This is a genomic window from Butyrivibrio sp. VCB2006 (assembly GCF_000420945.1).
Lineage (GTDB): Bacteria > Bacillota > Clostridia > Lachnospirales > Lachnospiraceae > Butyrivibrio.
Map to the genome: position 1 here is coordinate 1 of NZ_ATVX01000021.1, position 21,674 is coordinate 21,674.

General features: G+C 42.6%; 22 protein-coding genes and 1 tRNA gene. 4 read left to right on the forward strand and 19 right to left on the reverse strand.

Features of this window, described 5'->3' with window-relative positions; genetic code table 11:
- Positions 1–190 precede the first annotated feature (190 nt).
- The 7 genes from G613_RS0115580 to G613_RS0115610 form a co-directional block, all read right to left on the reverse strand.
- Entirely contained in the window at positions 191–649 is a 459-nt protein-coding gene (locus G613_RS0115580; protein ID WP_029233505.1) for a CvpA family protein, read from the reverse strand.
- Positions 650–662: 13 nt separating this feature from the next.
- Positions 663–1,886: a DUF5711 family protein gene (locus G613_RS0115585; RefSeq protein ID WP_029233506.1), complete on the reverse strand. Its 1,224-nt coding sequence runs from the start codon at positions 1,884–1,886 to the stop codon at positions 663–665.
- Between the two features lie 72 nt (positions 1,887–1,958).
- Positions 1,959–3,002, reverse strand: coding sequence for an aldose epimerase family protein (locus G613_RS0115590; RefSeq protein WP_029233507.1), 1,044 nt, complete (start codon positions 3,000–3,002; stop codon positions 1,959–1,961).
- A gap of 91 nt (positions 3,003–3,093) precedes the next feature.
- Positions 3,094–3,693, reverse strand: a complete 600-nt coding sequence (gene recR, locus G613_RS0115595; RefSeq protein ID WP_029233508.1) for a recombination mediator RecR — start codon at positions 3,691–3,693, stop codon at positions 3,094–3,096.
- Positions 3,693–4,040, reverse strand: coding sequence for a YbaB/EbfC family nucleoid-associated protein (locus G613_RS0115600; RefSeq protein WP_029233509.1), 348 nt, complete (start codon positions 4,038–4,040; stop codon positions 3,693–3,695). The genes recR and G613_RS0115600 overlap by 1 nt, the downstream gene beginning before the upstream one ends.
- A 45-nt stretch (positions 4,041–4,085) precedes the next feature.
- Positions 4,086–5,687, reverse strand: coding sequence for a DNA polymerase III subunit gamma/tau (gene dnaX / locus G613_RS0115605; protein WP_029233510.1), 1,602 nt, complete (start codon positions 5,685–5,687; stop codon positions 4,086–4,088).
- Between the two features lie 104 nt (positions 5,688–5,791).
- A complete protein-coding gene (locus G613_RS0115610; protein WP_029233511.1) occupies positions 5,792–6,865 on the reverse strand; it encodes a 6-phosphofructokinase in 1,074 nt (357 codons plus the stop codon).
- 157 nt (positions 6,866–7,022) lie between these two features.
- On the opposite strand from G613_RS0115610, the gene G613_RS0115615 reads away from it, so the two are divergent.
- A tRNA-Ser gene (locus G613_RS0115615) sits at positions 7,023–7,111 on the forward strand.
- Positions 7,112–7,147: 36 nt separating this feature from the next.
- On the opposite strand, the gene G613_RS0115620 is transcribed toward G613_RS0115615, so the two are convergent.
- The 12 genes from G613_RS0115620 to G613_RS0115680 form a co-directional block, all read right to left on the reverse strand.
- Positions 7,148–7,846, reverse strand: a complete 699-nt coding sequence (locus tag G613_RS0115620; RefSeq protein ID WP_029233512.1) for a LytR/AlgR family response regulator transcription factor — start codon at positions 7,844–7,846, stop codon at positions 7,148–7,150.
- A gap of 63 nt (positions 7,847–7,909) precedes the next feature.
- The gene (locus G613_RS0115625) at positions 7,910–8,695 is read right to left on the reverse strand and encodes a DUF6033 family protein (protein WP_242826163.1); all 786 of its coding nucleotides are present in this window, start codon (positions 8,693–8,695) and stop codon (positions 7,910–7,912) included.
- A 252-nt stretch (positions 8,696–8,947) separates the two neighbouring features.
- A complete protein-coding gene (locus G613_RS0115630) occupies positions 8,948–9,607 on the reverse strand; it encodes an NUDIX hydrolase (RefSeq protein WP_029233514.1) in 660 nt (219 codons plus the stop codon).
- 21 nt (positions 9,608–9,628) lie between these two features.
- Positions 9,629–10,432, reverse strand: coding sequence for an FRG domain-containing protein (locus tag G613_RS0115635; RefSeq protein ID WP_029233515.1), 804 nt, complete (start codon positions 10,430–10,432; stop codon positions 9,629–9,631).
- Positions 10,433–10,594: 162 nt separating this feature from the next.
- Complete coding sequence (locus G613_RS0115645) at positions 10,595–11,392, reverse strand: hypothetical protein (protein WP_035774830.1); 798 nt, start codon at positions 11,390–11,392, stop codon at positions 10,595–10,597.
- 128 nt (positions 11,393–11,520) lie between these two features.
- Positions 11,521–13,119 carry an ABC transporter substrate-binding protein gene (locus G613_RS0115650; RefSeq protein ID WP_029233517.1) on the reverse strand — a complete coding sequence of 533 codons (1,599 nt, stop codon included), beginning with the start codon at positions 13,117–13,119 and terminating at the stop codon, positions 11,521–11,523.
- Positions 13,116–13,988, reverse strand: a complete 873-nt coding sequence (locus tag G613_RS0115655) for a carbohydrate ABC transporter permease (RefSeq protein WP_029233518.1) — start codon at positions 13,986–13,988, stop codon at positions 13,116–13,118. The genes G613_RS0115650 and G613_RS0115655 overlap by 4 nt, the downstream gene beginning before the upstream one ends.
- Before the next feature lie 15 nt (positions 13,989–14,003).
- Positions 14,004–14,894 carry a carbohydrate ABC transporter permease gene (locus tag G613_RS0115660; protein ID WP_029233519.1) on the reverse strand — a complete coding sequence of 297 codons (891 nt, stop codon included), beginning with the start codon at positions 14,892–14,894 and terminating at the stop codon, positions 14,004–14,006.
- Complete coding sequence (locus tag G613_RS0115665; RefSeq protein ID WP_029233520.1) at positions 14,891–15,985, reverse strand: ABC transporter ATP-binding protein; 1,095 nt, start codon at positions 15,983–15,985, stop codon at positions 14,891–14,893. Before G613_RS0115665 ends, G613_RS0115660 begins: the two co-directional genes overlap by 4 nt.
- Positions 15,986–16,176: 191 nt before the next feature.
- Complete coding sequence (locus tag G613_RS19740) at positions 16,177–16,347, reverse strand: DUF6472 family protein (RefSeq protein ID WP_196805073.1); 171 nt, start codon at positions 16,345–16,347, stop codon at positions 16,177–16,179.
- Positions 16,344–16,676, reverse strand: a complete 333-nt coding sequence (locus tag G613_RS0115675) for a cupin domain-containing protein (protein WP_029233521.1) — start codon at positions 16,674–16,676, stop codon at positions 16,344–16,346. Before G613_RS0115675 ends, G613_RS19740 begins: the two co-directional genes overlap by 4 nt.
- A gap of 27 nt (positions 16,677–16,703) precedes the next feature.
- A complete protein-coding gene (locus tag G613_RS0115680; protein WP_081647921.1) occupies positions 16,704–18,371 on the reverse strand; it encodes an ASKHA domain-containing protein in 1,668 nt (555 codons plus the stop codon).
- 82 nt (positions 18,372–18,453) lie between these two features.
- On the opposite strand from G613_RS0115680, the gene G613_RS0115685 reads away from it, so the two are divergent.
- From G613_RS0115685 to G613_RS0115695, 3 genes are read left to right on the forward strand one after another with little or no spacing between them, the layout of a single operon-like run.
- Complete coding sequence (locus G613_RS0115685) at positions 18,454–19,629, forward strand: SPFH domain-containing protein (RefSeq protein WP_029233523.1); 1,176 nt, start codon at positions 18,454–18,456, stop codon at positions 19,627–19,629.
- A 17-nt stretch (positions 19,630–19,646) separates the two neighbouring features.
- A complete protein-coding gene (locus tag G613_RS0115690; RefSeq protein ID WP_029675011.1) occupies positions 19,647–20,708 on the forward strand; it encodes a hypothetical protein in 1,062 nt (353 codons plus the stop codon).
- Positions 20,709–20,736: 28 nt separating this feature from the next.
- Positions 20,737–21,612, forward strand: a complete 876-nt coding sequence (locus G613_RS0115695) for a TPM domain-containing protein (protein WP_029233525.1) — start codon at positions 20,737–20,739, stop codon at positions 21,610–21,612.
- The last annotated feature ends 62 nt before the right edge of the window (positions 21,613–21,674 follow it).

Below are 21,674 nucleotides of genomic sequence, written 5' to 3' on the forward strand. Positions count from 1 at the left end.
GTTGTAGCTCTCAGCCGCAACTCATTTAGAATATCACAGCTTCAAGTTCTTGTCAACAACTTTTTAAAAAGATTTTTGCCCTTTCGAAAACAGCTACTGGGTCAAAGCCTCTTTCTGTGTGGGTAGCTGCCCTCTCGCAACGGGCAAGTGCTATTATAGCAAAGCGATTTTATTATTGCAATAACTTTTTTCATTTGTTTATAAAACTTTTCTGAATGAGTAATACTAATTGATAACATGTTGATAAAACAGGGGTTACAATTTCGATATTTGTCGCATACTCAATCAGGGCTATGATAAGGACAGCTTCTGCGATTCCAAGGATTGCCCCCAGAAATCGATCCACTGTTCCAATTATCGGAATATTTTTTATTTTTCTGAAGGCTTCTGATATAGAAATCATTATTTTATATACCAAAAACGCCACCAGAAGATATCCTATCTTTGGAATCACATCTCCAAGATTAACTTTTATCACATTGTTTACTATATTAATGGAATAATACACCGCAATAAATGAGGCTATTACAGCAATAAGGCCTGCTGCTTCCGCAAACAGGCCATTGTTTATTCCATATGACATTCTCCAAAGTATCAAACACACCACAACCACAGTCATTATTATCTGTGATATATCAAATCCGGCCACTGCTTTCTCCTTGTTACTTCAAATTCATGGTCACAACATTCTTGGCTGTTACAAGAGTAAATCTGCTTCGAATATTAGTTGGAATCATAACCTTTACCGGCTCAGTGAAGTTTCCTTTATACTTGTCATGCCCGGTCATATCTTTTATTATGCATTCGTCTTCATTATAGATAATAATCTGTTTGTCCTTAAAGATTATGTCAGAATACACAGTATCGAAATATGTAGTAAGAACCAGTTCCCCCTGAGTGTCATAAACCTGCAAACGATAATCGCCCTCATCAGAACTGTTCATAAACACAAGTCCCACGTAGCTATCGTTGAAGTATACAGATCTAATCTCTTCATTCCCCATAAGGCTCTCAGACCTGCTAACAGGTTTCTGATCGCCGGTATAAAACATTATTCTGTCATCGGATAAAGCGAATGCTGTACTTCCGTTCATAAACTGCACATAAGGAACAACTACTCCCGGATAATCATATCCGCTGGCATAATTATCAATAGAGTTCTGACCGACAGAGCCAAAATTGAAGAAAGCCACGCTAGTCTGGAGTGCTCCCTCTTCAGGATACAAATATGAAACGCACAGAAGCTCTGCATTAGGAGACAGACTGATACTTATAGGGTATCCGCTGTCCTTCATTGTTGTCTTAAAACTTGCAAGGGTATTTCCTTCGCAATCATACAGATATATCCAGGTAACATCTGTGCCATCCAGGACTGCTGCCACAACCCCCTGAGATGACACGCAAAAGTCTCTGATAGGAAGGTTTGTGTCAACCACGCCCAAGGCCCCGCTTGTGTTACTCACATAGATATGATGTCCGTTGTAGTCACCTATTGCCACCACTGAATTGCAGGTATGGGCAATCGGATTCTGCATTTCATAGGTCTGATTCCATATAGGCTGGCCGCTTGAGCCATAGCAGCTGACACCATCTTTACTATATTGCACGATAGATCCCGCAAGATTGATAACCTTAGAATCCAAACCATTAGTTAAAGTAGCATCATATGTAATGTTTGCCTCTGAATATTCCTCGTCTCGCCAGCTGACGTAAATTGTAATAACAGCAAAAAGAACTATCGCTGCGACTATAACTGTTCTAAAGAATACCCTTAATCTATGGCTACGTATCTTTTCCTTATAAGAAGACTCTCCACCGGAAGTGTCTACGCCATTATTGTTATTCTGTTTTCTGGCATACGAACTAAAATCTCTGACTTCTGCCAAAATTCTCCTCCTATAAGTAAATACAGTGTGCCAAAAGAAATTCTTAAGGAACACTGTACTTTGCACATATTTTTAATTGAACTGATATACAGTCACACAGTCATATTCTCTGTCAGGTCCAAAGATCGGATCAGGGAAGCCTGCCTGATTAACTGAGTTTGGATAAAACTGTGTCTCAAGGCAGAATCCATCTCTTGGCTTATACTCTGTGTTGCCTTTTCCAACCTTACTCTTAAGGAAGTTACCAACATAAAGCTGGATTCCCGGAAGTGTTGTAAGGCACTTAAGTGTAATGCCGCTCTTAGGTGATTTAGCTAAAGCTGCCTGACGAAGAGTTCCCTCAGCTCCATCAACACAGAAATTGTGATCGTATCCGCCAACGCACTGAAGCTGCTCAACATCTGCATTTATATCCTTACCAATCTCTTTGGACTTGGTGAAATCAAATACTGTTCCAGCAACATCGGCAAGTTCTCCAGTTGGAATAGCTGCGCGATCAATAACAGGAGTAAACTTGGATGCATTAAGCATAAGCTCATGATCAAGAATGCTGCCTGCATTATGTCCGCCGAGGTTGAAATAAACATGGTTGGTCATATTGATAAGTGTCTTGGCATCGCTGGTTGCATGGTAGTGAAGCTCAAGGTTGTTATCCTCATCAAGTGAGTATGTAAGAGTAAATACTCTGTTTCCCGAAAATCCCATATCGCCATCTGCTGACTTCAAAGTAAACTCTACTGAGTTCTCGTTCTCTTTTGCATCCCAGATACGCTTATGGAATCCGATGCTCATATCAGTATGAAGATTGTTAGGGCCGTCATTTACCGGAAGATTAAACTCTTTTCCGTCGATTGTATACTTGGCGCCGGCAATTCTGTTTGCTGTTGGTCCAACTGTTGAACCAAGGAAACAATCATTGTCTTCATAAGCCTGTACTGTATCATATCCAAGAACAACGTCTACCTTGCCGCCATCCTTTGTAGGTACAAATACATTCTTAATTGTACAGCCAAAGTTCAGAATAACCGCCTCTACGCCCTTGCTGTTAGAAATATGATAAGCGTATACTTCCTCACCTTTTTGTGTTTTCCCAAACAACTCCTTTGTTACTGACATGTTCTCCTCCTAATCTTAGCTAATCACTGTAGGTCATAGTTATGTAAATGTTCTAAATAATTACCAATTGCCAATATCAAAAACGAATCTGTCAAAGCTCGGTTCTGCCTTCAAGCGCACGAAGCAGCGTTACTTCATCAATATACTCAAGATCTCCTCCAACGGGTACTCCGCTGGCTATTCTTGTAACCTTGATTCCTGTCGGCTTGATCAGTTTACTGATGTACATAGCTGTTGTCTCGCCTTCAAGACTTGAATTGGTTGCAACGATAACCTCGTCAACTTCCTGAGACTGGAGCCTCTGCATCAGTTCAGATAATCTGATATCTCCAGGGCCCACGCCGAGCATAGGGGAAATTGCCCCATGTAATACATGATAAACACCTTCAAACTTGCCAGTCTTCTCATATGCTGCTAAATCTCTAGCATTTTCTACAACCATGATGGTCTTGTGGTCTCTGTTTGGATTGCTGCAGATAGGGCAGATATCATCATCTGTAAGTGTACAGCACTCCTTGCAGTAATGTACATTCTCCCTGGCTCCCACAATTGAATCTGCCAGTCTCTGTACCCTGTCTTTGGGAAGACCGATCAGATAAAACGCAAGTCTCTGGGCTGATTTGCTACCGATTCCGGGAAGAGAAGACAGCTCATCTATCAGCTTATTAATATGTCCGCTGTATAGCTCCATTAGAAAGGAAATCCTCCGCCAAGTCCGCCGGTCATCTTATTAACAAGAGCCCCGCTGGCTTCATCAGCCTGCTTCATTGCCTCATTAACAGCTGCCACGATCATATCCTGAAGCATCTCAACATCATCAGGATCAACTGCCTCAGGTGAAATAGTTACAGATTTAACCTGCTTGCTTCCAAAAACAGTAACCTCTACTGCTCCGCCACCTGCCTTAGCAGTAAACTCTTTGGTCTCAAGCTCCTTCTGGCTCTCCTCCATCTGACGCTGCATTCTCTGAGCCTGCTTCATTAAGTTACTCATATTGCCAGGCATTCCTCCACCTGGAAATCCACCTCTTTTTGCCATTTTAAAGTTCTCCTTTACAAGTCAAAAAATATATAGATATACGAATTACTCCGTTTCACTATCCTCAGTTACTATATCAAAATTAATAGCCTGCAGGTTAACATAATTTTCTTCAAAGACCTGCTGAGCTTCCAAAAATCTTGTTTCAAATACAATATGCTTGCCTGTAGCGTCATCCAGGAAATCCTGAAGTTCCTGCTGTGATTCGCCCTTTGAATACTTCTCGGCAAGCTGCTTGTTGTCAAATACTATCTGCAGGGTATCATCATTTCCAAGACTTAGCTTGGCTTTCTGAAGGTAGGTCTTCATCGGGTTATCCATTCTCATCAGAAGCCCCGGCCAGTTGCTGACAACTTTTTTGATATCCTCAGGTACTGCCCTGTCCAAAACTTTTTTAGCCTTGGGAGTTCCCATCTGCTGACCGCTTACAGGACCTGCTCCGGATAAAGAAACTGCAACCTGTCCGTTTTGAATTCCCTTAAGAAGCTTGCCATTGTCTTCATCATGCTGCTCAAGGATCCTGATTCTATCCTCGAAAGCGCCCTCACCATCATCCATCTGAGGCTTGCAAAGCTTGATCAGTGTGATCTCAATAAGTATACGTTTCTGTGAGGCGTATCTTATCTGAGATGACAGCTCGGAAAAGACCCTTATATAGCGAAGAATTGTATCAATGTCCGCTGAATTTGCCTGCTCCTTGAGAGCTGCCAGATTATCGGAAGATATATCAATAACATCCTCCATCTGATCTGATGCCTGTACCAACATGAGATTTCTAAGATACCAGACAAAGTCATTTACAAACTGCGAAAGTTCTCTACCCTGAATTACAATATCCGCAAGCAGAGTCAGCGCGCCGTTTACATCCTGAGTATAAAGCGCGGAAAAGAGCCGGCTAAAGACTTCAGTGTCAACAGCTCCAAGGACATTAAGTACCTTGTCGTAGGTAAGTTCTTCACCATAGTTGAACGCTATGCACTGATCAAGGAGACTAAGTGAATCTCTCATGGAACCATCAGCAGTCTTGGCCACATATCTAAGAGCTCTCTCCTCAACCTTGATTCCTTCTGCATCCACAACTTCTCGAAGCCTTGCTTCTATGGTATCAATGGTAATTCTGTGGAAGTCATATCTCTGACATCTGGACAGAATTGTGATAGGAAGCTTCTGCACTTCGGTTGTAGCAAGAATGAACATTACATAGGACGGAGGCTCTTCCAATGTCTTTAGCAGAGCATTAAAAGCTCCGGTTGAGAGCATGTGAACCTCGTCGATAATGTATACCTTCTTTTTGCCCTTGGTTGGTGAGTAGGAAACCTCGTCGATAATTTCTCTGACATTATCCACACCGTTGTTGGAAGCAGCGTCAATCTCGATAACGTTCATGCTGTTGCCGGCTGCAATCTCTTTGCACATGTCGCATTCACCGCAGGGACTGCCATCCACAGGATGCTCGCAGTTAACGGCTCTTGCAAGAATCTTGGCAACAGAAGTCTTACCTGTTCCGCGAGTTCCGCAGAACAGGTAAGCATGTCCAACTCTATCTGATTTAATCTGATTCTTGAGTGTGGTAACTATGTGATCCTGGCCTTTGACATCTTCAAAGACCGGTGGTCTGAATTTTCTATAAAGTGCTACATAACCCATTAAAACTTTTTACTCCCGCCCTGCTATCATAACTATTTATCAAGCTTTCATAGCAGTAATACATGTATGCTAACTATATAAACATACATGTTCTATCATAATTCTTAATCCCCAAAGCATACTCCAAGCATCTTGGCTTCCTGAATAATGCTGGCATCAGGAGAAACGTATTTGAGCTTGCCTGCAATATCTTCAAGAGGCACCTTAACAATTTCTCTGTTCTTGTATGCTACCATATAGCCATATTCCTTATTAAGAATAAGCTGACCAGCCTCTGCACCGAGACGGGAAGCAAATACTCTGTCGTATGGATCAGGCGCTCCACCTCTCTGCATGTGTCCGGGAACAGTGACACGAACTTCATGTCCTGTCTTGTTCTGGATAGCTTCAGCAATTTCGTAAGAAACGGAAGGGTACTTGTAGTCAGCCATCTTCTCTTTCAGTTCCTTCTTGGAAAGCTTGGCATCCTTCTTGGAAATAGCGCCCTCAGCTACAGCAATAATAGTAAACCTGCTGCCCCTCTTATCTCTTGCCTCGATAGCTTCACAAACCTTGTTGATATCATAAGGGATTTCCGGAATAAGGATAACGTCCGCGCCACCTGCAAGTCCTGCATTAAGCGTAAGCCATCCAACCTTGTGTCCCATTACTTCTATAATAAATACACGGCCATGAGAATCCGCAGTTGTGTGGATGTTGTCGATAACCTGTGTTGCAACATCTACTGCACTCTGGAAACCAAAGGTCATATCTGTTCCCCAAAGGTCATTATCAATGGTCTTGGGAAGAGATACCACATTAAGGCCTTCCTGACTGAGAAGGTTAGCCGTCTTCTGAGAGCCATTACCACCAAGTACAACAAGGCAGTCAAGCTGAAGCTTGTAATAGTTCTGCTTCATCGCCTCAACCTTATCAAGACCGTTCTCATCAGGCTCTCTTATGGTCTTAAAAGGTGTTCTGGAACTTCCCAAAATAGTTCCACCCTTGGTCAGGATTCCTGAAAAATCCTTGGATGTGAGCATTCTGAAATCACTGTAGATAAGTCCTCTGTAGCCATTTAAAAAGCCATAGAACTCAACCTGCTCACCGCTGTGCGCAATACACTTAACAACGCCGCGCATTGCTGCATTCAAAGCCTGACAGTCGCCACCACTAGTCAACATACCAATTCTCATCATCGTGAAAAGGCCTCCTTTGAAAAAGTTCATTTGTAAACGCACATACTACTCATAATTATACAAAATAATAGGGCGCATGCCAAGCTATCCGGTTGACTAGGAATAATTAAAAAAGTATAATAAAAGGCGCTTTGAGTCTGCATTCAAAGCACCTTTTGGAGTTGTACCCAAGTGGTTGAAGGGTCCGGATTCGAAATCCGGTAGGTCGGCTCGTCCGGCGCAGGGGTTCAAATCCCCTCAACTCCGCTTTTGCTCTGCGTTTTAGTCGCAGAGTTTTTTATTTCAAAAAGTATATTTCAAAATCAGTTCACTTAGCTGTCTGTAGGTACCTCTCGGAACCGAGAATTCTGCACCGTCTTCCATAGAAAGAGTATCCTTATTTATTTTGAGAACTCTTTTAAGATTGACAATGGTCTTCATTCCGAGGGCATGAAAATAGTCTTCCCCAATGTCTTCCATTATGGTCTGCATTGTGCTTCTGACAAAATAAGTCTTAGCGTCGGTGACAATTCTCTTGTAGTGATCCTCAGACTCTACGTAGATTATGTCATCAATGGGGATTCTTCTTACTTCTCCGCTTTCTCTCACCACAAGAAAACGAACTTCCTGTTCCTGGCATACTCTGTCCATGGCATCAAAAAAATCCTCTTTCAAAATAGGCTTTTCAAGATAATGAACTGCGTGAATCCTGAAGGCTTCCTTGTAAAAAGCATTTGAAGAAGTCATGAAAATTATTTGCCCGTTCTCATCTTTTTTACGGATGGACTGGGCAATTTCTATGCCATTTAATTTGTCGATGTAAATATCCAAAAGATAGATGTCATAACTGGTCTTTTCTATGGCATCCAAAAGATCAAGGGAAGTATAGAAAATATCGGCACTCATCTCCAGTCTTGGATGAGCTGTTTTATATTTTTCTAAAAGCTCTGCCGCCTCAGCAGCAGAGCTCTTCTCATCATCACATATTGCAATCTTGTACATATTGCCCCCAACACATTCAAAATATCATGCACAACTATACTCTATAATATTATTATCAATTGACTATCCCCTAAAGTCAATGCTCTGGCCCACTAATTTCTCCTCCGGAGTCTGAATACTGTTAGCTCGAAGGTTATAATTATATGCCTCAATTTTAGCCTTAAGTTCCTCAACTGAGCTAGCCATGATAATCTCTACATCATCATCATTTTCAATCTCATCCCAGCTCTTGGTTTCTCCCGTCTTCTGAGTTGCTTTATCCTTGATCTTTTCTTGCAACTCCTCAGCCTGCTCTTTCTTGGCAGCCTTTTTCTCTGCAGCCTTTTCAGCTTCCTTTTTAGCAGCTCTCTTTTCAGCAAGCTTCTGAGTCATGTCCTGAGAAGATTTCTGCATAACAGCAAAGAAGGATGCTGTGCCGTTGTCATTAACCTGCATTCCAATGGCCTTCACATTACCCTGCTGCTCTGCCAGAGACTTGAGCTGAGGCATCTGAGACTGTGCTCTTGCAATAAGTCCTTCATACTTGGCTCTGAAGTTCTCATCTGTAGCCATTTTCTCAATCTTTTCCTCGTCAATAAGGACAACCATCTTGTTGGCATTGCCGAAGGAAGAAGCATTCTGCTTAGCATAATCCTTCATATCCTTGCTGACAAGAACAAAGTCCATATTGGAGTACTTCTTCTTGAGCTCTTCGTAGTACTTGGCGCCGGTTTCGCTTAACTGGGCTTTGCCGATGGTTTTGCCGTAGTTTCCACTCTTAACGCCACTACCTTCTTTTGTACCGGAATTTTTAACAGCTTCATACGCGCCGGAACTTCCCGCTGCTGTTATCTCAGAAATATTACTCATGGTTCCCTCCATTTCTCAGAGTGTGTCTCTGTTTTTGCTTCCCTGCCGTCAAAAGAACTACATCATATACATGTAAAATGCGTTTTCCACGCATAAGGATACAGTTTATGATTTCTCTAATCTGTATATCGGTCTACAGACATTAAAACTTTATATCTGACAAGAAAGAATGTGCATCTATAGTGATACATTTTTTGAAAAGAAATCTATCCAATAAAAAATGGACACCTATCTAAAGGTGTCCACCACATATTACTTCCACATATCAGAAACGAAGTACATAAGTGCTGCCCAGGTATATACAGAGTAGAAATGTCCGTTATCATCTACGCAGTTTTTAAGTATTTCTCTGGCCTTTTCCTTGGTGACAAGAGAAAAACCATTGAAGCATTCAGGACCTTCGCAGCCTTCCTGGTTCATTTCATCAAGATTATCTCTTCTAAGGATTACCTTGACCAGCGCATTGCTTTCATCAGTCATTCCTGGAGTACTGAAAAGAAGAGGATTGATCACTGATACGCTGTCTTTGTCTTCATCGACTACAATTCCTGTCTCCTCATGGATTTCTCTGATTGCAGTAGTGGCAATGGGATCTGCCTCATTTTTATCCTCCGGATCCATAAGTCCTGCAGGAACACTAAGAAGGAATCTTCCAGCGGGATATCTGTATTCATAGGATAAAAGAAGCTGCGGCTCCTTGCCGGGAAGTTCTATTATAACAACGCAGCTAACAGCATCCGGAAGCATCTTTTTGAACTCTTCTTCAGACTTGGTGGCAACAATGTTGTCCAGTGGGCGCCTTGTTGCGTCGAAATAATGGGCGCCTTCTTTGTACTGAAGGTCAAAAACACGGATGTATTTTTTGTCGAGTACGGTTTCTACTTTATCTGTGGTTATGGTTGGTCCTTGCATGTTTCCTCCAAATTAATTTTCTCATTTAACGTAATAATGTCTAGCTATCCATTTAGATAAACCCTCTAATCCGGGGTATACGATTCGCTCACTCATGTTGAGCTGATCCAGCATGTCTCTTACTCTCCAGCGAAGGTCTTTATCGATCACGTATTTGACGGTGTCCTTGGTATTCTTATTAAGGAAGCCCTCGATATCATCGATTCCCATTGGTACTACAGCAAAGAAAGAATGCTGATTGATGATTCTCTGGTTTAGTGAGGGTGGTTCAATAATCACCATGGCGGAATCACCCATGTCTCTGTCGTACTGTTTAAGGCTGTTTCCCGTCAGCTCTTTTAACATGTCAACTGTAAAAATGGTGGAGTGCTTATCGTAAACGGCATATTTATAATTGTTGGGAAGCAGCTCAACCATCTCTGACATATTGATTCGCCAGACCATGCAGTCATGCTTGTCCATGTCCTCCAGGTTTTCCTCTGTCATAGCGAAGTTAAGACCAACAAGCGCTGATTGAGTCCAGTCAAGAAGCCTTGTGGGAAGGCCGTAGTGCTGTCCCAGAATCATCTGCCTCCATACGGAAGATCCGATCGAAGGCTCGTCATTTATGGCATACTTGGCAAAATTCTCCAGAATTGCGGGCTCCAGGTGATTCTGTCTACTCTTACAATTTCTGCTAAGACTGGTATACATCGGAAAAGAAGAATCCGACATGCCTCTGTATATGTAAGGGCTCCTGTTTCTGTCCAGATCAGCCCTGTATTCCTGTTCAGTTAAAAGAGGTAACAATTGTTCCAAAGTATCTATATGTACTTCTTTTACCATCTGGTGATCCTCATCCAAAAGAAATCTACATCGGTTACTAAACTCATTATACACCATTCTGCCAAAAGGTTTGTAGCATGCGGGCCTGTGCATAAAAAAGGAAGCACAGCCATGATAGCTGTGCCTCCCTAGTCGTCGGTTAAATCTTTGAATCAATAATAATTATTTTACTGTAACTTTTGTGATGTGTGGGTTAGCACCCTCGTACCAGTAAAGGAAGCCCTCTACGTCTACAGTCTGACCAGCCTCAAGTCCGCCAACAAGGTTGTAGAACTCTTCGTCTGAACCATTGAGATAGTACTCAAGGCAGAACTCGTAGTTTGCTCCGTCCTTAGAAAGTGTAACGTAGATGTCATCACCAGGCTGCTCATTCTTGTAAGCAACTGCCTCAACTGTCATATCTGAGAAAGATACGAGCTGGTTCTGCATATCAACAAGCTCATCCTTGCCAAGAAGGTCTGTAGCATCCTTAGCTGTTGCTACGAAATTGCCATCCTCGATTTCGAAAGTAGCGTCTACAATCTCAACCTCGCCTGACCACTCAGACTTAACACCTGAAACCTTGATCTTTGTTCCAGGAACAAGCTTGTCATAATCTTCCTGTGAGCAAGCCATCTCATAGATGAAGTAAGCGCCATCCTGATCCTGTGTGTAGAATGTTGCCTTGTCTTCCCACCATGACTGCTTAGCCTGTACATAAGTCTCAACTACAACCTCTGAATCGAGTTCAGCTGCTGCATACTCAGCGTATGTCATAACGCCTTCTGCCTTAGCATCATCTGCTGTCTCTGCAACTTCTGTTACTTCAGCTGCTACAGACTCAGCTACAGTTGCTGCCTCTTCTACTGCACTAACTGCCTCAGTAGCTGTTTCAGCAACTTCTGTTACTTCCTGCTTGCCGCATCCAACGAATGCAAGTGCAAGACTCATTGTCAATACTACTGCTAATGTCTTCTTCATAATATTCCTCCTATTATGTGGGCGAACGCCCATGAATAATTACAAACAATGCAATTATACTAACAATAATTCATAAATACAAATATTTATTCGTAAAAGCACGGATTTTGCTCTAATTTTCATAAAAATTATTCAGTTTTCCCGGCACGAAGCTTTTCTTTTAACGCATAAAGACCTATAAGAAGCCAGGTAATTACAAGAACAACTATAAGTGCCACAGAGACTGCCGGAAGCTTTCCAAGATCGGCCTTTCCGCCCAAATTGCCGCTTGCTGCGCCCTGATCCAAATGATAAAGAGCCTTAACATCTACATAAAGCTGATCAATGAAGGCATCATCCACAGTCTTTTTTCTCTTAACTGATTTGGTTACATTCTCGATAAGCTGTCCCGCGGCGTCACGAACCGATGCTGAACCGTTAAACACAGGTGTAACAAATGTGTTTTCTGTATTATCCATCAGAATCTTTACTGCCTTGATCTTTACATCGTAATGTACGTCATCATCGCTTCCTTCTTGAGCAAGGTATTCCTGATACTCCGGTGTATTCTGGGCTTTATTGGTAACAGGAAGATATCCTTCAGTCTCGGAATAGGCAATCTGAACATCATTTGTTAAAAGATATTGCGCAAAGAGCCAGGACGCCAGCACCTCCTGGGGATTTGACTTATTGAAAATACATACTGAAGGGCCCTGGGAAATCATAGTTGGATTATCAGGATCGTACTGAGGTATGGTCATAACCTCCGTCTCAAAATCCACCAGTTTGTCCTTTGCTATATCTATGAGAGGTGCTTTTGAGCCCATCCATGTTGATCCGGCAGTTGAATCCACTGCAAAAATGCACTGTCCCGCATTTAAGAAGTTTGCAGGATATCCTGAAATCTTAAAGGTTGAGAACACTCCGGTCTGGGTGTGCTCTGCCACAGTCTTAAGAATCCCTTTGGTATCATCATTAAAAAGAAGGATATTTCCATCCTGATCAGAATAATCAGCTCCGAGTTGCTTAAGAGACTGGATCATCATGTTATCTGTGGACTTGTAAATAAATGGGATAAGTACATTCTGTCCATTTACCTTGTAGGTGCCATCAGCATTTTTTTCCATGGCTGCTTCTGATACTTCCCACACAAAGTCCCAGGTAAGGGTCTCCGGTAGGGTATATCCGAGCTTTTCCACATAGGTTTTATTGACGTAGCAGGCCTCCGTAGATCTCATATAAGGAAGCGCATAGTGCTGCTGCCCGATCATACACTCTGAGAGGAACTCAGGAACAATCTCAGAAACTGTCGGTGAATCAAACTTAAGCTCTGATCCGCCAAGGCCGTACTTTTCATCCACAAAAAGATCATCCAGTGGAACCACGGTGTTACTTCCTGTCAGATATGTTGCGATATGATCAGGGTAAGTAATGCACACATTCGGAGTAGTTCTTGTGGAAATATTGGTGATTACATCGTTGTAAATCTTGCCATAGTCCGTGTACAGTCTCATATTTACTTTCACATTGGGATACAGCTTCTGAAAATCCTCAATTGCTTTGTTATATATGGCCGTCTGAGTAACATTTGTATCATTCTTGGCCCAAAATGTAAGTTCAATCTTCTGAGACTCATCAAATGTCTCAGGTATCTCAAAGCCGCTGCTGTCCTTAGCTCCATGGCAGCCCACAAGCAGCCCCGCCGTCATTATTAAGCTGGCAGCGATTAACGCAAACCTCTTTTTCATCCCTTTGTTCCTCCACGAGCAACGCCTGCCATAATTTTATGTCTGAAAATCAGGAATAAAACCACAAGCGGAACTGAAATAACCACAACCGCCGCCATCATGGCAGGAACATTTTCACGTCCGAAACCATTTTCCCTGATCTCCTGGATACCGTTGGATACAAGGAAATAGTTCTGATCGTCGGTAATGAGTCTTGGCCAAACGTAGGAATTCCAGCACTCAATAACCTTAAGGATTGTTATTGTCACAATTGTCGGTCTTGATATAGGAAGCATAACCTTCCACAAATACCTAAAATCCGAGGTCCCATCCACCTTGGCTGCCTTGTACAGCTCCTCCGGAATCTGCTCAAAGTTCTCTTTTAAAAGATATATATAGAAAACCGATGTTACCGAAGGCAGGATAAGGCCAAGGAAGGTGTTCCTAAGGTCCAGATTGGTGATAGTTACATAATTTGTGATGATAACAAGCTCATTAGGTATCATCATGAGAGAAAGAAACAGCGAAAACACTATGTCTTTTCCCTTAAAATCCAGTCTTGCAAAGGCAAAGGCCGACAGTATTACAACAACCATCATCAGAAGTGTTGTAAGAACTGTGAATATAAAGGTGTTAAAAAAGTACTTGGCAAGCGGAACTGCTGTAAAAGCAGTCACGTAGTTCTGCATAGTGGGGCTAAGTGTAAAAAACTTAGGTACATATTCTGAGTTGTAAGAGCCATAGGTCTTTACCGAAGTCAGGATCATCCAATAAAACGGAAAAAGAACCAACACTGCCCACAGAATCAGAAGAAAATAAACCACAATCTTTCTGACCTTCTCACTTACCATAGCCTGCTGCTTTAGTTTTTTATTAGTTTCCTCGTTCATATCTATATCTTTCCCTTACTGGTAATAAACTGTCTTTCTGCTGACCATAAGATTTATGGTTGTGATCGTGAACACTATGGCAAACAGGATCAAGGCCGCTGCCGATGCGTAGGACGGATATCCTCCGCTGTTACCGTATAACATATCGTACACATATCCAACGATTGTATTCATTCCAGCTGCATTAAGATCTGTTCCGAAAAGAGCTACCTCGTCGCTGTAGGCCTTGAAAGCTCCGATAAATCCTGTGATAACCAGATAGAACACCATAGGAGATATCATAGGTAGTGTTATCTTGTAAAATATTCTCCACTTTGGTGTAGCGTCTACTTCTGCCGCCTTGTAGAACATCGGGTTAACCGACGCCAGCGCACTGGTAAGAATCAGTATCTTAAAGGGCATAACGATCCAGATTGTATAAAAGCACATAACAAACATCTTGGCCCAATAGGGACCGTCAATGAAGTCCACGGAGGGACCGCCAAACAACTGAATCAGCAGCGAAACAAGTCCATCCGAGTATGCAGTCTTTTTAAACAGGATCATGAAGACCAGTCCTACTGCCAGAGTATTAGTAACATAAGGCAGAAAATAGACCGTCTGAAAGAAATCCCGTAGAGCCTTAATGGAACTTAGCTCCAAGGAAATCAAAAGAGCGATTCCCGTAGAAAGAGGAACCGTGATAATAACGATAATAAAGGTGTTCTTGAGAGCCTGAATAAAATAAGGATCGTGAAGAACATAAGAATAGTTATACAGGCCCGTTCCCCAGAAGGTCTGGGAAGCAAAATTGTATCCTTCCTCGAAGGAGTAAATAAGTACGTCCACAAGAGGATATACCATGAATACTCCCAGAAAAGCTATGGCTGGCAAAAGACATAGCCACGCAGTCAGATTCTTTTTCATAGGATTATCCTCTCTGTTGTATTCTCATCAAAAACATGGACCTTGGAAGGTTTAAGTGAAAACCTTATCTTTCCGTCTTTACCAGTGCTTATCACTTCCGACGGAATAATGGCTCTGATATTTTCTCCGGTAAATAGCGGATGCCTTGCCACATAGCTGGTGTCTCTTCCCATAACCTCACGGTTTAAGAACTCACATTCAAGTGGTCCATTCTCATCCACAACAAAACCTTCCGGTCTAATTGAAACATATACATCCTCATCAGCATGTCCCTTGGCATCAAGCACCGCGGAATCTCCGATATAAATTTTGCCGTCTCTGATCTTACCTGTAAATGTATTGATCTGAGGTGTTCCAAGAAAGCTTGCCACGAACAGGTTTACAGGCTCGTCATATATCTTCTGAGGTTCTCCCATCTGCTGAAGAACTCCATCCTTCATAACAACGATGGTATCGCAAATACTCATGGCTTCTTCCTGGTCATGAGTAACAAAAACAGTGGTAATGCCTGTTTCGAGCTGTATTCTCTTAAGCTCTTCTCTTGTCTGAAGACGAAGTCTGGCATCAAGGTTCGATAATGGTTCATCCAAAAGAAGTACCTGTGGCCTCTTAACAAGAGCTCTTGCAATTGCCACTCTCTGCTGCTGGCCGCCTGACATCTCATTGGGTCTTCTGTCCAAAAGCTCCTGAATCTGCACAAGTCTGGCTGCTTCCTGAACTTTGGCTTCCATTTCTTCCTTGGACAACTTCTTGTCTCCTCTGAAGTTTTCCAGAGGGAATCTGATATTTTCTCTTACAGTAAGATGGGGATAAAGAGCATAGTTCTGGAACACAAGGCCCACTCCCCTATGCTGAGGAGGAAGCTCTGTGACATCTGTATCCCCAAAGAAAATTCGGCCGTTTGTAGGTTTCTCCAATCCACAAATAAGGTTAAGAGCAGTGCTCTTACCGCAGCCTGAAGGTCCCAAAAGGCCAATAAGCTTGCCATCCGGGATTTCAAAATCAAAGTCGTTTACGGCTATAACGTACTCTTTGATTTTTTTATTTCTATTGGGAAAACGCTTGGTAACGTGCTCCAACACTACTTTCATACTTACTCCTCTCCATAAATACGCGATACACGGATTGCTACATACTTCGTATTTTCGCAATCCTACGTACATTCGTAAATCGAAATACTCACTTCGTTCGTATTTCTTTTTTACTCATGTCCGTTCGGTCATCTCATAATCACATTGATATGTGCAAGCACATCAATGTGATTACTCATTCCCTGTATCGCTCACATCTGGTGTCTAACAACCTTGTATTCGTCGTTGTCCTGATAATACGGACATTCCTTATTTCCCCCGGCCATCATACGGCCATAGTCGTCCTCGTCCATATTTACCATGCAGACGTAGCACTCCCAATCTTCATCATATGCATAATTAGCGCATGTATCACAGATCATACAAAATCCTCTCTCATTGGATTAAAGATATCCAGTAAAATTCCGGCTTCAAGACAAACACATCCATGTTCAACGCTGTCTGTTTTAAGCATTGTATCGCCGGCTGTTACTACCTTTTTTACTCCATCTATTTCAAATTCAAATTTGCCGCTGACAACGTAGGTTATCTGGGTATGAGGATGGTGGTGCAAAGCTCCTACCGCGCCCTTTTCAAAAGTGTTCTCAACACACATAAGATCCTTGTTATAGGCAAGAACGCGTCTTACCACTCCGTTTCCAAGATCATTTGCATTTACGTCTTCATGAAAAACCCATCTCTCGTCCACCATAAACCTCCTAAGATTAAACTCTTAACATTATATATCAAAATTCATTGATTCCACATAGTTTTCAGCAAAGCCTTGCTTATTTACAAGTTCAACAACCTGTGCGCTTGTAGCCATCTCTGATAGCTCCTCTAGAGACTTTTCTCCCTTTTTAGGATCTTCAAGAAAATCCACCAAAAGATAGAAACAGCCTGCCAGCGCAGCATTCGCTGCCGGCCTTACATATTTTTCATCAGTTAAAAAGAGTCCTAAATGCCTGATTTTGTCCGGCATAAATCCAATACCATAGCCGCCGCTCACTTCCACAAATTTGGGTTTTCTTCCCTGCAAAAGCTCCTTTTGAGCTGCAATTAGTGCTGCTTTCCCCAGCTGAACAGCTCTAATATCGCTTTGAGTTATTCGAACAGGCTTCTCTCCGCCTGTTAACGGAAAGCCATCTTCAAAATATTTATCCGTCAAAAGACCTGTTTCATCCACTATTTTATTTCTGACAAGCTCCGAAACTGCCTCCAGTACTCCTGTTCCGCAAATACCTATAGGCTCTTTATCCCTGATTGTTTCTACCTTTACCTGAGGATCTTCCCCATCCATTTCTATATTAACTCTCGAAATAGCCCCGGGAATCGCTGCTGTTCCGCAGCTGATACCACCGGCCTCAAATACAGGGCCTACGGCCGTGGAAGTAACAAAGAGCTTTTCTCCATCCCAAAATGCCATTTCACCATTGGTACCAAGATCTAAAAACAGCAAACTGTACTCATGGTGAGTTATATCTATGGAAAAGAGACCGGAAACTATATCCGCTCCCACAAAGGCGGATATACCGGGAACAAGAATTACCTTTGTTCCGCTCAAAACCTCTATAATATCTTTTCTGTCAGTAAGGTCAAACAGTTCTTCCGCGCTGATGCGTTCTGCTTCGAGGCTCACTGTATTATAAGGATACTCTCCAAGTCCTGATATATCATAGCCTCGCAGCAAATGCAGCATTGTGGTATTTCCTTCAATGCAGATATAGTCAAGCTTAGGGACTTCATTTCCTCTTGTCAGACCACATATCATTTCAGCCAGGTCATTTTGTATGCACTTTTGCAAGTCTTCTGCATGTCCTTCTCCGGCTGCGGCAATTCTTGAAATCACATCGGCTCCATAGCGTCTTTGATGGTTTACGCCTGAAACCACTTCAAATATTTCTCGCTTTTTATCTGCATTTACGCCGACAAGCATAGCTTCCAGAGTGGTGGTTCCTATATCTATGCAGATTCCCCAGCTTACTATCTCATCTCTTTTAAGCCTTCTTTGCGGATTTGTCTTAGGTGTAGGCTTGGAAACTTCGATTTCTTCCTCTATGTTCCCATAATCTCCCAGGTCTATTTCAGCATCACAGTCCAACACACATCGGCACAAGAGTCTTACTCCATCCTGCAGTTCTTTATCCGTCAAAAAGCTCTTATCAAGAGAATTGGGAGTTGGTGCTCCACTTATAAATCTGACCTTACATTTTCCGCATCTTCCAAGGCCCCCACAGGGGTATGAAAAATCAATTTCCGCATCATCAAGAAGCCCCTGCAAACGCCTGCCTTTCGGAGCCTGCAACGACACTACTTTTCCTTTTGTATTAATAGTGATTAGCAACTTCTTTTTTTCCATAAAAATATGATACACTATCCGCCCAAAATTATCACAAAAATGGTGCATTTTAGGCTGAAATGTGCGAAAATATTAGTTGCTTAGGTAATTTTTCATTACAGATTATGGGTATGTATGAAAGGAGATAGTTATGGGACTTTTACAGGCAGCTCTTGTGGCTGGTGGCAGCGTACTTGCTGATCAGTGGAGAGATTATTTCTATTGTCCGGCTCTTTCAAGCGATGTGCTTATGACAAAGGGCGTTAAGAAGGCAGGAAAGGGTAATGACAACATCATTTCCAATGGTTCAATCATCGCTGTCAATGAAGGCCAGTGTATGATTCTTGTTGACCAGGGACAGATCACAGAAATCTGTGCTGAGGCAGGAGAATTCGTATACGACGTATCAACTGAGCCTTCAATTTTCTATGGTAACCTTGGAGAGAACATTATTGAATCCTTCAAGCAGTTTGGAAAGAGACTTGGTTTTGGCGGAGCTACAGCCAAGGATCAGCGCGTTTATTTCGTAAATATAAAAGATATTCTCGGCAACAAATACGGCACAGTTAATCCTGTACCATTCCGTGTAGTAGACACAAATATCGGCCTTGATATGGATGTAAGTCTCAAGTGCCACGGCGAATACAGCTACAAGATTGTTGACCCTGTTCTCTTCTACAAGAATCTTTGCGGAAACGTTGAAGGTGAGTTTACAAGAGACAGAATCGAATCTCAGCTTAAGTCAGAGCTTCTTACAGCTCTTCAGCCAGCATTTGCCAAGATTTCCGAGATGGGAATCCGTTACAGCGCACTTCCCGGACATACAACAGAGATTTCAGATGCACTTAACGAAGTTCTTTCCAAGAAGTGGACTGATTTCTATGGAATCAAGATTTCTAACTTCGGCGTAAGCTCAGTTACAGCTTCAGAAGAAGATGAAAAGACAATCAAAGAGCTCCAGAGAGCAGGCGCTCTTCGTAATCCTAATATGGCTGCAGCTACTATCGCAAGTGCTCAGGCACAGGCTATGCAGGATGCCGCAAACAACACTGCTACAGGCCCTATGATGGCATTTGCAGGAATGAACATGGCTCAGCAGGCAGGCGGAATGAACGCAAACCAGCTCTTCCAGATGGGTGCTCAGCAGGCTCCTCAGATGACAGCTCCTGCAGCAGGCTGGACATGCTCTTGCGGCGCAGCTAACAACGGCAACTTCTGCACAAACTGTGGAAAGCCAAGACCAGCAGCCGGATGGACCTGCTCCTGCGGTACTGTTAATAATGGTAATTTCTGCACTAACTGCGGTACACCACGACCAACAACCTAATAGGATTTTGAATAATTATGGCTTTACATGAATATGAATGCCCCGCCTGCGGCGGGGCAATGGAATTTAATCCTAAAACTCAGAAGATCAAGTGTCCTTTCTGTGATTCTGAGTTCGATGTTAAGGATTATGTAGCCAACCACAACTCCCAAGGAGCGGCAGAAGCTGCAGATGAGTACACAAACCAGAACACTACAGATGACGGACAGCAGTTGTATATCTATAAATGCGGATCCTGCGGCGGAGAAATCCTTGCAACAGAGTCCCTTGGTTCAACCAAGTGCCCTTTCTGCAGTAATAATGTGGTTGTCAGCGAGAAATTTACTGGTGAGTTTAAACCGGACTACATAATTCCGTTTAAGAGTACAAAAGAAGATGCCATGAAGACCTACAGGGAACACGTTAAATCCAAAAAGCTTGTCCCCAAGGTATTCCTGGATGAAAACCATATAGATGAAATAAAGGGTGTTTATGTTCCGTTCTGGCTTTATGGTGCAACCATGAGCTTTGACGGTATATACGAAGGAACCAAGGTCAGAACCTGGAGTGACAGCAAATATCACTACACAGAGACCAAGTACTACAATGTACAGAGGGCCGGAACAGAAGACTTCGATTACGTTCCCGCAGATGGTTCCAAGGAAATGCCGGATGATCTCATGGAATCCCTTGAACCTTTTGATCAGAATGAAATGGTTCCCTTTAATATGGGTTATCTTGCAGGCTTTTTGGCCAACAAATACAATGTTTCCTCAGATGCAATGAAGCCCAGAGCTATAGAGAGAATGAGTGCCTCCACAGTTGCAGATTTTAAGGCCACCATCAATGGCTATGCTTCTGTAAGACCTCACAGGGAAAATACACAGGTTGTTAACTCAACCTGCAAATATGCTCTTTACCCTGTGTATATTCTCAACACCACTTGGAAGGGGCAGAATTATCTTTTTGCCATGAACGGTCAGTCCGGTAAATTTGTAGGAAATCTGCCATTTAGCTGGGCTCAGGGCCTTAAGTACTACCTGCCTATCGGAGCTATAGCTACGCTTATTTCATTTTTGTTCTATTACTTTGTACTCTGATTATTATGCTTAGGTAACGATACAAGTTATGAAAAAAATAAAACAGATAAAAAAATATATAGCATTGGCTATAATGTCAGTTTTGCTGATCACTATGCTGATGCCGGCTACTGCCAGCGCTTATAGCAGCGATAGTGAACTATGGGACAGCTATACCATGCCTTCCAAGAGGCAAAAGGAAAGGCTTCTCGATAATGCTGAACTTTTAAGTTCCAGTGAAAAAGATGCTCTATTACAGTCCCTTAATTTCATGAGTAATAAGCACAGCTCAAACATAGCCATTCTCACTGTATATGACCATTCCGGTTCTATTCAGGACTTTGCTGATGACTATTTTGATTACAATGGTTTTCAGGCTGACTTCAATGGATCAGGTATTTTATTCATGCTCAGCATGAGTACCAGAGAATGGGCAATCAGCACTCACGGATCAGCTGCTTACGCTTTTACAGATTATGGCCAGGAAAAGCTCATGGACGATATGCTTCCATATCTAAGTGACGGGGATTATTATGAGGCGTTTGACACCTTTGTAAATGTAGCAGACCGCTATTTTACACTCTACGAACAGGGAACTCCTTATGATGTGGACTACAAGGACACCAGTCCTGCTGCCTTATTCAGAGCATTTCTTATATGCCTTTTGATAGGTTTTGGCGTAGCACTGATTCCACTTATACTCATGAAAATGGATCTCACTTCTGTCCACAAGAACTTGAATGCCGCGGGATATCAGATTCACAATGGAATCCATATGACGCTCCACACAGATACCTACCTTAGGTCATCTACCTCTCGCACTCCTATAGCTGACAACAGCTCCAGAAGCGGCGGAGGCGGCGGAAGCTCAATGCACATTTCAAGTTCCGGCTCAAGTCATGGCGGAAGCCACGGTCATTTCTAAATTTAATACACCATTTAATACATCGGACTCGCAGTATTATAAACTGCGGGTCCTTTTCTTTT

What these genes read in the sequence shown, in the direction of transcription:
- G613_RS0115590 (WP_029233507.1), bottom strand. Translation starts at nt 3,002, where the DNA reads ATGTCAGTAACAAAGGAGTTGTTTGGGAAAACACAAAAAGGTGAGGAA.
- recR (WP_029233508.1), bottom strand. Translation starts at nt 3,693, where the DNA reads ATGGAGCTATACAGCGGACATATTAATAAGCTGATAGATGAGCTGTCT.
- G613_RS0115600 (WP_029233509.1), bottom strand. Translation starts at nt 4,040, where the DNA reads ATGGCAAAAAGAGGTGGATTTCCAGGTGGAGGAATGCCTGGCAATATG.
- dnaX (WP_029233510.1), bottom strand. Translation starts at nt 5,687, where the DNA reads ATGGGTTATGTAGCACTTTATAGAAAATTCAGACCACCGGTCTTTGAA.
- G613_RS0115610 (WP_029233511.1), bottom strand. Translation starts at nt 6,865, where the DNA reads ATGATGAGAATTGGTATGTTGACTAGTGGTGGCGACTGTCAGGCTTTG.
- G613_RS0115620 (WP_029233512.1), bottom strand. Translation starts at nt 7,846, where the DNA reads ATGTACAAGATTGCAATATGTGATGATGAGAAGAGCTCTGCTGCTGAG.
- G613_RS0115625 (WP_242826163.1), bottom strand. Translation starts at nt 8,695, where the DNA reads ATGAGTAATATTTCTGAGATAACAGCAGCGGGAAGTTCCGGCGCGTAT.
- G613_RS0115630 (WP_029233514.1), bottom strand. Translation starts at nt 9,607, where the DNA reads ATGCAAGGACCAACCATAACCACAGATAAAGTAGAAACCGTACTCGAC.
- G613_RS0115635 (WP_029233515.1), bottom strand. Translation starts at nt 10,432, where the DNA reads ATGGTAAAAGAAGTACATATAGATACTTTGGAACAATTGTTACCTCTT.
- G613_RS0115645 (WP_035774830.1), bottom strand. Translation starts at nt 11,392, where the DNA reads ATGAAGAAGACATTAGCAGTAGTATTGACAATGAGTCTTGCACTTGCA.
- G613_RS0115650 (WP_029233517.1), bottom strand. Translation starts at nt 13,119, where the DNA reads ATGAAAAAGAGGTTTGCGTTAATCGCTGCCAGCTTAATAATGACGGCG.
- G613_RS0115655 (WP_029233518.1), bottom strand. Translation starts at nt 13,988, where the DNA reads ATGAACGAGGAAACTAATAAAAAACTAAAGCAGCAGGCTATGGTAAGT.
- G613_RS0115660 (WP_029233519.1), bottom strand. Translation starts at nt 14,894, where the DNA reads ATGAAAAAGAATCTGACTGCGTGGCTATGTCTTTTGCCAGCCATAGCT.
- G613_RS0115665 (WP_029233520.1), bottom strand. Translation starts at nt 15,985, where the DNA reads ATGAAAGTAGTGTTGGAGCACGTTACCAAGCGTTTTCCCAATAGAAAT.
- G613_RS19740 (WP_196805073.1), bottom strand. Translation starts at nt 16,347, where the DNA reads ATGATCTGTGATACATGCGCTAATTATGCATATGATGAAGATTGGGAG.
- G613_RS0115675 (WP_029233521.1), bottom strand. Translation starts at nt 16,676, where the DNA reads ATGGTGGACGAGAGATGGGTTTTTCATGAAGACGTAAATGCAAATGAT.
- G613_RS0115680 (WP_081647921.1), bottom strand. Translation starts at nt 18,371, where the DNA reads ATGCACCATTTTTGTGATAATTTTGGGCGGATAGTGTATCATATTTTT.
- G613_RS0115685 (WP_029233523.1), top strand. Translation starts at nt 18,454, where the DNA reads ATGGGACTTTTACAGGCAGCTCTTGTGGCTGGTGGCAGCGTACTTGCT.
- G613_RS0115690 (WP_029675011.1), top strand. Translation starts at nt 19,647, where the DNA reads ATGGCTTTACATGAATATGAATGCCCCGCCTGCGGCGGGGCAATGGAA.
- G613_RS0115695 (WP_029233525.1), top strand. Translation starts at nt 20,737, where the DNA reads ATGAAAAAAATAAAACAGATAAAAAAATATATAGCATTGGCTATAATG.